This window comes from Halorubrum sp. SP9 (genome assembly GCF_005435015.1).
Taxonomy (GTDB): Archaea; Halobacteriota; Halobacteria; order Halobacteriales; family Haloferacaceae; genus Halorubrum; species Halorubrum sodomense.
Map to the genome: position 1 here is coordinate 1 of NZ_SGXU01000051.1, position 11620 is coordinate 11620.

General features: G+C 53.9%; 17 protein-coding genes and 1 pseudogene. 12 read left to right on the plus strand and 6 right to left on the minus strand.

The features are described 5' to 3' along the window. Positions 1-40: 40 nt before the first annotated feature. The 4 genes and pseudogenes from EXE45_RS15655 to EXE45_RS15670 form a co-directional block, all read right to left on the minus strand. Complete coding sequence (locus EXE45_RS15655) at positions 41-322, minus strand: hypothetical protein (protein WP_137694857.1); 282 nt, start codon at positions 320-322, stop codon at positions 41-43. A gap of 260 nt (positions 323-582) precedes the next feature. Continuing rightward, a pseudogene (locus EXE45_RS15660) lies at positions 583-717 on the minus strand (transposase); the annotation flags it as partial. A gap of 73 nt (positions 718-790) precedes the next feature. After that, a complete protein-coding gene (locus tag EXE45_RS15665) occupies positions 791-991 on the minus strand; it encodes a hypothetical protein (protein ID WP_137694858.1) in 201 nt (66 codons plus the stop codon). Positions 992-1170: 179 nt separating this feature from the next. Continuing rightward, on the minus strand, positions 1171-1383 hold the full coding sequence (locus EXE45_RS15670) for a hypothetical protein (RefSeq protein ID WP_137694859.1): 213 nt from the start codon (positions 1381-1383) through the stop codon (positions 1171-1173). A gap of 566 nt (positions 1384-1949) precedes the next feature. Here EXE45_RS15670 and EXE45_RS15675 point away from each other — a divergent pair. The 12 genes from EXE45_RS15675 (at position 1950) to EXE45_RS15735 (ending at position 10159) form a co-directional block, all read left to right on the plus strand. Next, a complete protein-coding gene (locus EXE45_RS15675; RefSeq protein ID WP_137694860.1) occupies positions 1950-2588 on the plus strand; it encodes a PepSY domain-containing protein in 639 nt (212 codons plus the stop codon). A 97-nt stretch (positions 2589-2685) separates the two neighbouring features. Next, a complete protein-coding gene (locus EXE45_RS15680) occupies positions 2686-2982 on the plus strand; it encodes a hypothetical protein (RefSeq protein WP_137694861.1) in 297 nt (98 codons plus the stop codon). 42 nt (positions 2983-3024) lie between these two features. After that, positions 3025-3564: a winged helix-turn-helix transcriptional regulator gene (locus EXE45_RS15685; RefSeq protein ID WP_094494464.1), complete on the plus strand. Its 540-nt coding sequence runs from the start codon at positions 3025-3027 to the stop codon at positions 3562-3564. 1227 nt (positions 3565-4791) lie between these two features. Then, positions 4792-5571 carry a DUF5821 family protein gene (locus tag EXE45_RS15695; RefSeq protein ID WP_137694862.1) on the plus strand — a complete coding sequence of 260 codons (780 nt, stop codon included), beginning with the start codon at positions 4792-4794 and terminating at the stop codon, positions 5569-5571. A gap of 167 nt (positions 5572-5738) precedes the next feature. After that, a complete protein-coding gene (locus tag EXE45_RS15700; protein WP_137694863.1) occupies positions 5739-6020 on the plus strand; it encodes a helix-turn-helix transcriptional regulator in 282 nt (93 codons plus the stop codon). Between the two features lie 365 nt (positions 6021-6385). Next, the gene (locus EXE45_RS15705; protein WP_137694864.1) at positions 6386-6682 is read left to right on the plus strand and encodes a DUF6516 family protein; all 297 of its coding nucleotides are present in this window, start codon (positions 6386-6388) and stop codon (positions 6680-6682) included. A 67-nt stretch (positions 6683-6749) separates the two neighbouring features. Beyond that, complete coding sequence (locus tag EXE45_RS15710) at positions 6750-7145, plus strand: hypothetical protein (protein WP_137694865.1); 396 nt, start codon at positions 6750-6752, stop codon at positions 7143-7145. 16 nt (positions 7146-7161) lie between these two features. Then, positions 7162-7581, plus strand: coding sequence for a hypothetical protein (locus tag EXE45_RS15715; RefSeq protein ID WP_137694866.1), 420 nt, complete (start codon positions 7162-7164; stop codon positions 7579-7581). A gap of 24 nt (positions 7582-7605) precedes the next feature. Next, on the plus strand, positions 7606-7827 hold the full coding sequence (locus tag EXE45_RS15720; protein ID WP_137694867.1) for a hypothetical protein: 222 nt from the start codon (positions 7606-7608) through the stop codon (positions 7825-7827). 241 nt (positions 7828-8068) lie between these two features. After that, positions 8069-8695, plus strand: coding sequence for a hypothetical protein (locus tag EXE45_RS15725; RefSeq protein ID WP_137694868.1), 627 nt, complete (start codon positions 8069-8071; stop codon positions 8693-8695). Then, the gene (locus EXE45_RS21405; protein WP_241989499.1) at positions 8692-9252 is read left to right on the plus strand and encodes a hypothetical protein; all 561 of its coding nucleotides are present in this window, start codon (positions 8692-8694) and stop codon (positions 9250-9252) included. The genes EXE45_RS15725 and EXE45_RS21405 overlap by 4 nt, the downstream gene beginning before the upstream one ends. A gap of 310 nt (positions 9253-9562) precedes the next feature. Continuing rightward, a complete protein-coding gene (locus EXE45_RS15735) occupies positions 9563-10159 on the plus strand; it encodes a tyrosine-type recombinase/integrase (protein WP_137694869.1) in 597 nt (198 codons plus the stop codon). A gap of 26 nt (positions 10160-10185) precedes the next feature. Here EXE45_RS15735 and EXE45_RS15740 read toward each other — a convergent pair whose 3' ends face one another. Both EXE45_RS15740 and EXE45_RS15745 read right to left on the minus strand, forming a co-directional pair. Continuing rightward, on the minus strand, positions 10186-10941 hold the full coding sequence (locus EXE45_RS15740) for a hypothetical protein (RefSeq protein WP_137694870.1): 756 nt from the start codon (positions 10939-10941) through the stop codon (positions 10186-10188). Between the two features lie 104 nt (positions 10942-11045). After that, a complete protein-coding gene (locus EXE45_RS15745; RefSeq protein ID WP_137694871.1) occupies positions 11046-11507 on the minus strand; it encodes a hypothetical protein in 462 nt (153 codons plus the stop codon). Positions 11508-11620: the final 113 nt, after the last annotated feature.

The window sequence follows — 11620 nt, forward strand, 5'->3', positions numbered from 1 at the left end:
CCACCTTCAGAGCGACGCTATCCCGTCGCCTTCTGCGGATTCAACAGAGCAGAACGATCTTATCGACATACCCAACGAGGGTGAAGTTCCCCGCCTTGGCAATATACCACAATGGGATCTGGACAGCTGTATACGGAATCGCGGCGATAGCGAGACCATGGCGACGGACACCTCGTGCGTACAGGAGCATTCCCCCGATGAAGCCAACACCAGCAAGAAGTACTGGCGGCGCTCCCTCTATAACACCAGCATACAGATGTGTTGCGGCTGTGATGCCTAACAGAATAAGTACGACTTGCTCGAGTGTTGAGAGCGAGTTCATCCCAGAAGTCCCTGTCGGCGCCTGTTGAGTCGGTGTAGACACAGTATATTCGTGTGACTCGACAAGTATTAGACTTGTGCTATCAATACAAGATCATTTGAAAAATAGGATTTCACCTATGGAAACGCTGCTACCCGGGCAAACCACGTCTAACGACAAAATAATTACGCCGTCCGGGGATCTGCTGTTCTCACAACCGGCAGGCGGTCGGAACGTGTCTGCGGTGCGGTCGCTGTCTGGCGATAGCTGACGCTCACGGAGGGCCCCGGCCGGCCACTGAGGGCCGCCGGTTGGTCAGGACGGCAGCGAGGACAGGAAACGCCGTCACGCCAGCGAACCTGCTGTAACAGGTCCGCTGCGACCGATTCCGACCCAAACACATCGAGCGGAACCATTCGTGTCGGACACCGCTGTAGTACTTAGCAGAAGTTTTGAAGATAGATACCGTAATTTATACTGTAAAGCGAATCAGTTTAGTTCTTCTGCTCGTTGAGCAAGCAACTGAACCAACTCCTGTACAGTGATTTCGTCCTCTTGAACAAGGGTTGTATCAACCGCATATTCGATCGCTGTAGCGTAGCTGGAGCGATCGTGACGGGCCATAATCCGTCCGGGCTTCTCAGCCAACTCATCGCTGATTGTGACTGTCGTATACCCTTCAGGAGGCATAATCTACCACTAGTGCTTTTTACAGTAATATTTACGGGAAGTAGTTACAGAACTTCTCCTAGGTACTAACGCGGTGTCCTTGTCCTCTCCGACTCGACAGCAGCAGCTCAGCAGTATCAACAATCTCCTACAGAAGAGCGTTGCTGAATACGGAGCGCAATTCTTCTACAGCGTTCCACTCAGTCCAGATACCCTAATTCACGGAGCGATTCAAGCGTTTTTTCATCTATGTTAGCTCTTTCAATCGCTTTTTGCCCCGCTACATAATGTTCTTTCATCATACCGCACAATTGACGTGCGGTACGTAATTTGAATCTTAGCTCTGGATCCGTCACGTCTTCTTGAACGCTCTTGAGCATCGTATCTATATGCTCATATGAATCTACTCCCATATCGCATATCAGGGAATTTAATATATGAACTTTACCATATTTCTCACTATTTTTATAAGCTTTCTACCCTTCCACAACAACTGTTATTTACTTTTATTACTCCATTCGGGCCGGTGAATCCACTCTATCGGTCATGTGGTTACTGACAGCGACTGTGGAGTTAATTCCGCTCGTGCTGTATAGAGGGAGCGAATGTGGTACGAACCGAGGTTGGTCTACGGGAGAGAGTGATCGCTCAGTACAGTCCGTATATTGCCTGTGTTTGACTTACACTCGGCACGTTTTGGAATCTCTCTGGAGGCCGTTATCACGAGTTGATTTTATCACAGATTCAACAGACTCAATCTATTGATAGTGCTGTCGGACCAACTTGCGCTGTGCCTCATGTACGTCCCAGATTAACAAATATGTCTATTATCGGATGACATGTGACTGGTAGAGCGATTACGATTATCTACAGACTCCAGATGTAATGAGTTGTTAGAGGCGTGTACCACTGCTAGACTCATATACCAAACGACACTTTACACGTGGTCCCGTATAGTCGTAGTGAGGCTACGAAACTGATGAAATCTAACAGTCGGAAGATAATCGGAGGTGCCGTTGTTGCAATCGCCTTGCTCGCCGTTGTCGGCAGCGGGGTAGCATTCGCGCAAGGGAGTGGATCATCACTCGTATCGGACGTTGATGACGACGACTCAATTCCAGAGAGTAACGTCACACTTTCTGAGCAAGAAGCAATTGATATCGCAACTGCCGAAGCTAATGGGACTGTTAATGAAGTTGAACTTGAAAACGAAGACGGCGTACCTGTCTACGAAATCAAGCTCGTGACGACAAGCGGCTCAGAGACCGAAGTTGCTGTCCACGCAGACGATGGCACGGTCCTCGAAACTGAGAGCGAAGACGAGGAGATGGACGAAGACTCGATCTCGGAGAGTAACGTCACACTTTCTGAGCAAGAAGCAATTGATATCGCAACTGCCGAAGCCAACGGAACTGTTGACGAAGTTGAACTCGAAACCGAGGATGGCGCACCCGTCTACGAAGTCGAACTCGTGACGGCAAACGGCTCAGAAACTGAAGTTGCCGTCCACGCAGACGATGGTACGGTCCTCGAAACTGAGAGCGAAGCCGACGAAGATGAGCGGGAAGACGAAGAGATGGACGACGAAGATGAGTACGAAGACAGCGACGACGAATAAACTGTGATGTCGGTCAATAATATGACCGTCAGAACCAACGGTCACGTGTGACCACCGTGGCAAATAATTAGATAGCCCCCACACCCAATTTCATTATATGACGGAGATTGAATTGTTTGAACCGGAAACGTTCATCCGGGCTCTCACGCTCTTAGTGACGATGATCGTGGTTCTTATTACCGCGTTCGCCTACTATCGCACTCGGGTCCGTCGTATTCTGGTCCTTGCGCTGCTCGCAGCGCTACTCGCAACCGATCTCATGTTAGAGGTCGGTGACGAGTTCTTCGAGGAAGGTATCCCACACTTCGAGTTGCTCACGAGCCTGTTTGCACTCGGGATTGCACTCCTCTTGTTATCGACAGTAGTCTGGCGCTTCGACTGGCAGCCACGATGACATCCCCACGCGCCACACCCGGCTCACAGAGACGAAACGCAGATGGTTAGACGCCGACCTCAAGACGGCGAGGAAGACATCCTTGAGCTAGAGACGCGAAAGGAAATCTTCGAATACGTCAAAGCAAACCCGGGTGTTCACTTCAGCCAAGCGAAGCGCGAACTCGATATGGAGACCGGGCTTTTACAACACCATCTCGACACGCTCGAAAACTATGACGTGCTCATGAGCGAGGACCATCAGGGTAAACGTCGGTTGTTCGTTGCCGAGGAACTCGATAGTGAAGAGCGAGAGATACTGTCGTCCCTCCGATACGAGACGACCCGCCATGTCTTGTTGTTCTTGATACAAGAGGAGACGGCCCGAAATGGGGCAATCGCCGAAGAGGTCGGCGTGGCACCAGCGACGGTTTCTTGGCACGTGTCACGCCTCGTTGAAGAGGAGATTATCTCCGAGGTTCGAGATGGCCGAACGACGCTCTACACTGTTGCTGACGAGGAATTGACGATGCAACTCCTCGTACGATATCAGGAAAGTTTCGTTGACAGAGCAGTCGATAATGTGCTGGATTTCTGGGGTTAACTCCGCGATCTGAAGTACAAACTAATTAAAATATGCCTCATTCTTACACCACTACCTAACAGATACATGTATCCCCAGCATGGTCACCGGAACATACGTTAAAATCACAGAGCTTCCGGCACCCAACACGCAAGCGAATTCTATCGGTTGATTTAGCATTCAGATAGAAGAGACGCAGTTCCCGTGCTGACCACACCCTCTATATTCAGCAATTAGTAGCAGCCTATGTCACATATCGAATAGTTGTTTCGCCAGGTTGGGCAAGAGCCATCTACAAATTGGCCTACGATTAGGCCTAGAGATCAGTATAGAGAACGCGACTGAACCGTCGGCTCGAAAACCGGATCTACACCCGGGTCGGACCCGGCATCGCCCGTAACATACGAGATCTTCTTCCGCTCTCGCTCGGCAGCTGCCGGACTCATTTCTCCGAGGTAGTGGTTCCGGAACGTCTCCCAGTCTTCCCAGACGCCCCAACTCATCACGACGGCAGGAAGAACACCGCAGTCCCATAGCAGATGACCGCCCCAAGTACGCCGGAGGTCGTGAACGTCTAGGTAAGTCCATCCCTCGTCACCGGTCGCTGCGTAGCGTCGCTCGCCAGCTCGCTTCACCCAGCGATAGATCGAGTTCGGCTCAACGCCGACAACCGGTTCGTCGGGAGCGCCCTCGTACGACAGCGTCCGAACCGAGCTGGCGAGTTCCTTTGGGATCGGCGTCTCGCGGTACTTCCCGCGCTTCGCGTAGTCGTTCCAGACGCGTAGGAACCCGTCAGGGGCGTGCGTGAAGTCGTTCTGGTGACGGTGGCGATCTCTTCGCGACGGAGCCCAGCCTGAACGCCGAGCCGAAACGCGACCTCCTGCTCGGGGGACTTCGCCTCGTCGATGAGCGCTGCGACCTCATCGTTCTTGTCGCTCTGGCTGAGCCAGACCCGCTTCCCGTCTCGTTCGGGATAGTCGTCGAGTCGCATAGTAGGCCTAACTGGATGGCGCTACTAAAAACCGTGTAGAATTGGTGTCTGAGGGGTCGGTTTGAGCGTGAAATCGGACCTATCGGTAGTCGAATCCCGGATTCTACTACCCCGAATCGAGGGCCACTACTGCGACCAACAATCTGCTTCCTATGAGCGTACTCGAAACGGATAGTCAGCTCTATCCCGCAACCGACACAGTAGTCCAATCCTCAGATATCGCATCTGTTAAGTACATATCGATAAAATTACACAATATGACCAAACAACACATTTTCACTCAGATGATTCCCGAACGAGACGAGCCAGCATTGTATATCAATCCTCGCTCTGAACAAATCGCAGCCTTCGCAGAGGAAGCAGTAACGGTTGAGGACCAGCCCAAGATCCGGCTGCTCGCAGACTCAGATGAAATCAAAGACGCCCTCTACAGTTTCCTCACGGCCTCAAAGATCGCCGAACTCATCCACCGAGAGCAACTCAGCCTCCGAACGCTCACGGAGCCAGTCCAGAATACCATCTTCACAACCGAGTCTGAAGCTGTAGTCCCTGTGATGGACAACCACAGTATTTCGAGCTCGGACCCCGAGCTGGTCTCATCAGTCTACGGTGAGTTCGACTCCAGATTCGAGGCTGCCGAGCAGTATCACCTCCGGACACCTGCCCTCTCAGTAGTGAAACAGACGCTCCGAGAAGAGATCGGCGACGATATCGCAGCCGACCTCGACGAAGTCCTCGCACACGCTGAAGAAATTTCCAACAGCAACGAATACCTCAGTATCGTCGAGATCATGCTCATCCTCGCAGCCCGCAACGAGATCCTCCTCTACGACATCTCGAAATGGGGAGAGGATACAGGTATCGCTTCGAAAGCAACCTTCTCACGGGCCAAATCAGCACTCGAAGATGCTGGCCTCATCGAGACTGAAAAAGTCCCACTAGACATCGGTCGCCCCCGACTTCGCCTTATCGCAACCGACAAGCTCGCGACAGCAGACCTGAAAACACTCTCCACCGAGATCCGGTCTCCGCTGTAGCATCTACCCCACGATAGCCCGACTATGGAGACGGGAATACGGTACTTCTCCGACTCAAGCGTGAGATGAAGCATTCAAAAGCACTGCGTAGAGGGTGTGAAACATATTCTATGACACGCAGTCACCAGATCAGTAGTATTTCAAAACTCGAATACGAGAATTGCGACATGTACGATCTCACTGGGTTTCAGCGCGATCTGCTATACGTAGTTGCCGGACTTGATGACCCCCACGGACTCGCGATCAAAGACGAGCTCGAGGACTACTACGAAAAGGAAATCCATCATGGTCGGCTCTATCCCAACCTCGACACGCTCGTTGAGAAGGGACTCATCGAAAAAAGTCAGCGGGACCGGCGGACCAACGAGTACACCACTACCCGCCGGGGCACCAGAGAGATTGAAGCTCGGACTGAATGGGAAGCCGAATATATTGACCACGACGGGTGATCGAACCGCTGCGTTCGAGGACTATTTGATTCTAGTATTTCGCGCTCTTCTCGCGTGAGATCCACTTAGAATCTCTAGACATCGTAGAAAGAGTTTTATATTAATATTATGGTTAAGGTTAAGATTAACTCATATCGTTCCAATTGCCGAACTATACTTGGGATCTGTTCGAGAAGGGCATCAGCCGGGCAGTAGCTCAGACAGGTAACGGACAGTTTCTAGGTCTCGTCGATGACGACACCGACGACGAGTAGTACCGCATTAGCCACGCTCGATGTTGCCGTCATGGATACTATCTGTTCCTTTGCTCTTGTTAGGGTTCTCCCTAACACTTATCGGAACAGGCTGCGTCGACACGTGTGTGGATGAGCGATGATGTCACCGGACTTGAAGACGAGATTGAAGCCTACGCCGACGGCACCGTTGCGCGGGTACGCGTGCTTTCGGTCCCGACCTCAGACCGGTTCGAGGACGGGATCAAGTACGCCTACCACTACGGCGAAGCCGGCGCAGATGATCCGATCATCCGGTTCGACAACCACCACGGTGTCCACGAACTCCACCTCGGCGGTGAGACCTTCGAGATCGACTACCCCGGCCTTGCGGAGATCTTCCGCGCCTGGCGGGCGGCACTCCCAGAAGAGAAGCGCGACGACTGGTAGCCCGTTCAACTACGGTGACCGACGTACAGACCCGCGACTAATTCCGACCCACAACCCCCACCCACCCATGACCCAGACACTCCACGTTCAGATCAAGTCCGCCGACCGTAGCGACCTCGAAGAGCGCCTCGAGGCGATCGACGCCGGCAAAGACGTCGACCCCAGCGAGCCGACACTCTCGATCGAGAATCTCGAAACGTTCGGTCGCGTCTTCCGCTCGACCAATCTTGAGCTCTTGGAGGCGATCGTCGAACACGAGCCGGAGAGCATCCGCGAGCTCGCTCGCCTCGTTGATCGGAACCCACCAGAGGTCCTCGACAATGTGAACGAGCTGGCTGACTACGGACTCATCGAACTCGAAGAGAACGGGAGCGCCAAGCGCCCAGTGGTGTGGTACGACGAGATCGACGCGGACCTCCCGCTCACGACTAAGTCCGGACAGGGCCCGAAGGCGAACGCCTGACCAACGAGGACACACGATGGGCGACGACGTCGATCCCGAGGATCCGCGCCCCGATGGTCACTACCATGTTGACCGCAACGCAAACTGGTACTACGTCGACGACGACCTCGCAGGGACGATTGCCCTCGGGCCAGCGACCGACGGTGAACCCGGTGACGACTGGGTGCTTACGCTCTCGGCTGCGACACCAGATGACGATCCCGAGCCGGCTGAGCGTGTCGCCGTTCGCCTCACACCGTGGGCGCTCCACGAGCTCTACATCGAGGCAAGGAATCTCTCACCAGACGCTCGCCAGGCAGGCCACACCGCCGAGTGTGGGCTCTGCGGCGAGCAGGTTCCACTCGACCGGGCGTGGCCAGACAACCGCAAGCGGCCGTGTCACCCAGACTGCTACGCCGATGCGTTCGGTGCGCCTCCCTGGTACGATGGACAGTAGCTGGGTGTCGCTAGGGCGTCCAGGATGAGCGAGAGCAAGCTTCTCATCGCCGCTGGTGCGACTGTACTCTGGGCTATCTTCGGGGTGCTCTTGTTTGAGGTGGCGAGTTTGGCGTCGGCCTTCGAACTCGCAGTTTCTGGCCCGATCTTGGACCTCACATCGTCGCTTGATGCGTGGCTACTAGCTGGAGTTATCCTCGGTGTCGTTGACGTCGCCCTCCTCTGGAACATGGCCACTGGGTGGTAACCACGAAACACCGACACCGCCCTAGTACCCGGCTAGCAGCCGTTTGTCCGGGAGAAGCTATCAGACTAGTCTTAAGATTAAGATTAAGATTAATTCGTTCAAGTGAAATACTCTCTTAAGGCGTGAATACAAATGCCAGTATCTACAAATTAGTTATCTAGGAACAATTTTCGGAGCCTCCATACAGTCCGACACAACTGCCACAAGATATTAGTTCTCGGTTCACGTATCATGAATTACGATGGTGGTAACAAACGCCCCGGCTGCGAACGAGAACGGCTCGAAAGAGGGCACCGCACGCTCCTTTATCGCAGCCTCAGAGATACTGGTGAATCCCGACATCGCCAGAGTCTATACTGACATCCTGCTGAATCAGCCTACTACGAACAGCAGTATCGAGCGTAGACTCGATCTTGCCGGAAGTACAACCTCAATGCGGGTTGGAAAGCTCAAAAACTTAGACATTGTCGAGGATGTCAGTAGCGGGAAAGAGAGCCAGCTCCGGACTGATTCACTATTTCTCCCCGTTGGGGAGGGAGAGACGCGGATACTGTTTGACCCGCTTACGATCGCCGCTTACGGTGCAAGCGGCGAGGTCAGTGAGATCGAACTCTTCGTTGATCGGCACGGCAAGGCGAAGCTGCTGATGGCGGTTGAGCAGACACGGGCATATCTCAGTGGCGAGGTGACTCGTCGTGGAGCAGCAGACCGCCTCAATGTTGATGAGATCGAGGCTATCAGCATCACGCAGGCGCTGGAGCCGATCATTGCCCTATTTGTCAAAGCAGGGCTCATCGATGATTCCTTCGAACACGACGTACATGATCGGAAGATTCGAAACACTCCGTACGTGTTTGAGCAGGAATGAGCGATCGGCCGAAATTAGTTGACTCTTCACCCCTCCACCCGCTCCCGGATGCACTCCTCGTTGACTCGAGCGTCTTGGGTGGAATCGGGCGATCTACTCCAGAACGGCGACAGCTAATCAACTACATTCAGTCGAATGATAAGCAGTTGTACGTCTCCACTGGAGTAGTCGAGGAGTTGGACAAGGAATGGGCTGGTCCCTACGGTGTCAACGATTGGCTTGATCCAATACGTAACGAGGACTGGATTGTTGCCCTTCCAGAGCCGGATTACGGTGCGCGAATTCGTGACGGCCCTACCGTGAGCGAGATGGTTGACGAAGCACACAGAGAATTAGCCAAGCTCGAACAGAAGCGAGAAGATGAACTCCCGAAAACGGACGCCAAATTCGCTGGTAATCTTGTTCAAATACGAGTGTCTGAGGGTCACGATTCCGTGGGGCTGATCATCGACGACAGGAACGCAGAGCGCGCACTGTCCCAAGTAGTCAGTGAGACGGAGTACGAGCAATTCTTCCGGATACTGAGGGGGCCAGAGGTATTAGAAGAGATACAATAACGTTCCCCCTCTTCATTGGGGCCACCCTCCTCGCACGGCTTGTGAGATGAGTATCCGGTAAGTCAACGACCTCACCATACCGCTCGCGCCGGAGTCCTGAAAAATTATATATCATTTACCAGTTTATCAGACCATATTTTGCCCGCTCAGATCGGCACGCTACCCCTGGGTTGGCACCCTGAGGACCACCTTCTACGAGACAAAACTACCAGACGGTACCGGATTCAAAGTAGATCGGCTACAGAAATGTTCGAATCTACCAACGGAATCGAACATTATTAAACCGCTGCTACTGAGACATCGTCAACGGATGGGTGACGACAAACACTGGTTGAAGCCCGAGCAGGTTGAGGCGATGCGCGCCGCTGCTCACGACGGCCGCCACGCTCTTCGCGACGACGCGATCGTCACCCTCCTCTACGACACTGGCCTGCGCCGCGCCGAGCTCTCCCGCGTCGACCACGCGATGCTTGACCTCGAGGATGGACTCCTCCGGCTCCCGACGTCGATCCAGAAGGGCTACCCCAACGATAGTGAACCGCCACCGGTCACCTTCCAGCTCGACCGAGACGGCTCGCTGCGGACCGTCGCGACGCTCAAAGAATACCTCGAAGCTCGCGGTGACGACGCGCCGGCGCTGGTGTCCAGCCAGAAGGCTGGCCGGATGACTGGGAAGGGGATCAACGACGTCGTCCAACGGGCGGCTCACCGCGCTGGTGTTCGCCCGTACTGCTTCTCGGGGCGAGGGGGCCCCGAAGATGTCTCTGCCCACACCCTCCGGCACAGCGTCGCGTGGCGGATGCTACGCGTTGAGGAGGGAAACACGCTGTATGATGTCCGGAACCGACTCCGTCACTCCTCTATCCTCACGACTGAGCGCGAGTACGACCACTTCGAGACGGTGTGAGTTTTGATAGAAGCTCCAGAACCGAATTAGCCATCGTCGGTTTCACCGTCTTCCTCTAGCCGCCGTTTCCTCCCTCGCCAGGCGCCCACAGAAACTCGCGCGCCACCACTCCCAAATGCTGCTGATGGGATCGTAGTAGGCAATCCTAGAAACATGAACCCAACGCCAAATGCTATGCACCCCCCGATAAAGTACGCAGCAAAATTCTGCTCTTCCTCACTGAGCCCATCGATTTGATGAGCTGCGTACGAACCAATAGCAAAGGTCGTGTTGACGTAAGCCGACTGTGGGAGGTCGTACTCTACGTCGGTATGTGTTGGGTCGACTGTCTGCTCAGGGTTCGACTTGATAGCTGGTTCAGTACTGGGAGGTGATGGTGATAGTGACGTACTCGCACTGATTGTGGATGCAGTTACTGCAGTAGAGAAGACGTTCACGGGGAGGTCGTTGAGGGCTGCGAGGGCGTCGATAATTGGTTGGTTAGCGATGGAAGACATCGATGCCACCGCATCGATTTCTGGGTACATAGTTAGTTCTGGGAAGGCGGCTAGTGTACGGAATAGCTGCTGGGATTCCTGTGTGATTCCCATCATCGATGCGTTGTTTTCACCGAGGAGTTTGAGAGCAGGAGGGCTCAATGTGGGTGTGTTGGCGAGAACTTTAGCAAGCTCTTGCGTGGGGGTCGGAATATCGATCCCGGCAAGGAACGAGATAGTTCCAGGGGTAACTTTGGAGGAGTCGATCTCGTTGGCGAGGTGCTCGGCAGAATCCTCGTCGGTCATGCTCATTGAATGTGTTGAGATGTTGTAAATCTGACTCGTGGCCGGGCAGAAGGTGTCCTGAATGTCTAAGGTTAAGATTAAGGTTAAATCTATATCTTGAGTGTTTAGGGCAGAGAATCACCCAGTGAACTCGGTGTCTCAACGTTGACTGTACCCTCCGCGGCGTCTGCATACTCTTCAGCAGTTGCAATGTTGTCATCGTCATCCGGAACGACGATAGCGCGCGAGTAGCCGTTAGCGCGATAGTCGTTCAGCTGGTTGACGACGTGGTCACGGTCACGAAGCCCCTCCCCGTCCTCGACTTCTATGATGAGGCTATCTGGAAAATCGCTGACGATGAGGTCGGGCTTGAGATCACTGAGATCGTCAATGACCCCTCTCGTGCCACCAATACCCCTCCCCGGAAGATCAACGAATACCGAGGCGTCGCTCCCCGTCGCGTTGGCGATCTTCTTGTGAGTCTTGAGTACGTACCGATCGTGTGGACTGTACTTCCAGCGTTTGTACAACTCATTCGCACCGAGGGCGGCTGTAACGCCGCCGACGATATGGATGGGACTAGCCATGGATCTTGTTTCTCCCCCGAGCTGTCTCATCTCCGAGGCATATAGAACACCTTTCTAGTGCTGTGTTGAATAGATGCTGAGTCACGGTTACAGCGGCTCACACAGTGGTTCTA

Bases quoted from the DNA above. Each gene is read 5' to 3' on its own strand.
- EXE45_RS15710 (WP_137694865.1), top strand. From the start codon at position 6,750: ATGACCCAGACACTCCACGTTCAGATCAAGTCCGCCGACCGTAGCGAC.
- EXE45_RS15740 (WP_137694870.1), bottom strand. From the start codon at position 10,941: ATGACCGACGAGGATTCTGCCGAGCACCTCGCCAACGAGATCGACTCC.
- EXE45_RS15720 (WP_137694867.1), top strand. From the start codon at position 7,606: ATGAGCGAGAGCAAGCTTCTCATCGCCGCTGGTGCGACTGTACTCTGG.
- EXE45_RS21405 (WP_241989499.1), top strand. From the start codon at position 8,692: ATGAGCGATCGGCCGAAATTAGTTGACTCTTCACCCCTCCACCCGCTC.
- EXE45_RS15685 (WP_094494464.1), top strand. From the start codon at position 3,025: ATGGTTAGACGCCGACCTCAAGACGGCGAGGAAGACATCCTTGAGCTA.
- EXE45_RS15665 (WP_137694858.1), bottom strand. From the start codon at position 991: ATGCCTCCTGAAGGGTATACGACAGTCACAATCAGCGATGAGTTGGCT.
- EXE45_RS15715 (WP_137694866.1), top strand. From the start codon at position 7,162: ATGGGCGACGACGTCGATCCCGAGGATCCGCGCCCCGATGGTCACTAC.
- EXE45_RS15670 (WP_137694859.1), bottom strand. From the start codon at position 1,383: ATGGGAGTAGATTCATATGAGCATATAGATACGATGCTCAAGAGCGTT.
- EXE45_RS15680 (WP_137694861.1), top strand. From the start codon at position 2,686: ATGACGGAGATTGAATTGTTTGAACCGGAAACGTTCATCCGGGCTCTC.
- EXE45_RS15700 (WP_137694863.1), top strand. From the start codon at position 5,739: ATGTACGATCTCACTGGGTTTCAGCGCGATCTGCTATACGTAGTTGCC.
- EXE45_RS15675 (WP_137694860.1), top strand. From the start codon at position 1,950: ATGAAATCTAACAGTCGGAAGATAATCGGAGGTGCCGTTGTTGCAATC.
- EXE45_RS15695 (WP_137694862.1), top strand. From the start codon at position 4,792: ATGACCAAACAACACATTTTCACTCAGATGATTCCCGAACGAGACGAG.
- EXE45_RS15725 (WP_137694868.1), top strand. From the start codon at position 8,069: ATGGTGGTAACAAACGCCCCGGCTGCGAACGAGAACGGCTCGAAAGAG.
- EXE45_RS15655 (WP_137694857.1), bottom strand. From the start codon at position 322: ATGAACTCGCTCTCAACACTCGAGCAAGTCGTACTTATTCTGTTAGGC.
- EXE45_RS15745 (WP_137694871.1), bottom strand. From the start codon at position 11,507: ATGGCTAGTCCCATCCATATCGTCGGCGGCGTTACAGCCGCCCTCGGT.
- EXE45_RS15735 (WP_137694869.1), top strand. From the start codon at position 9,563: ATGGGTGACGACAAACACTGGTTGAAGCCCGAGCAGGTTGAGGCGATG.
- EXE45_RS15705 (WP_137694864.1), top strand. From the start codon at position 6,386: ATGAGCGATGATGTCACCGGACTTGAAGACGAGATTGAAGCCTACGCC.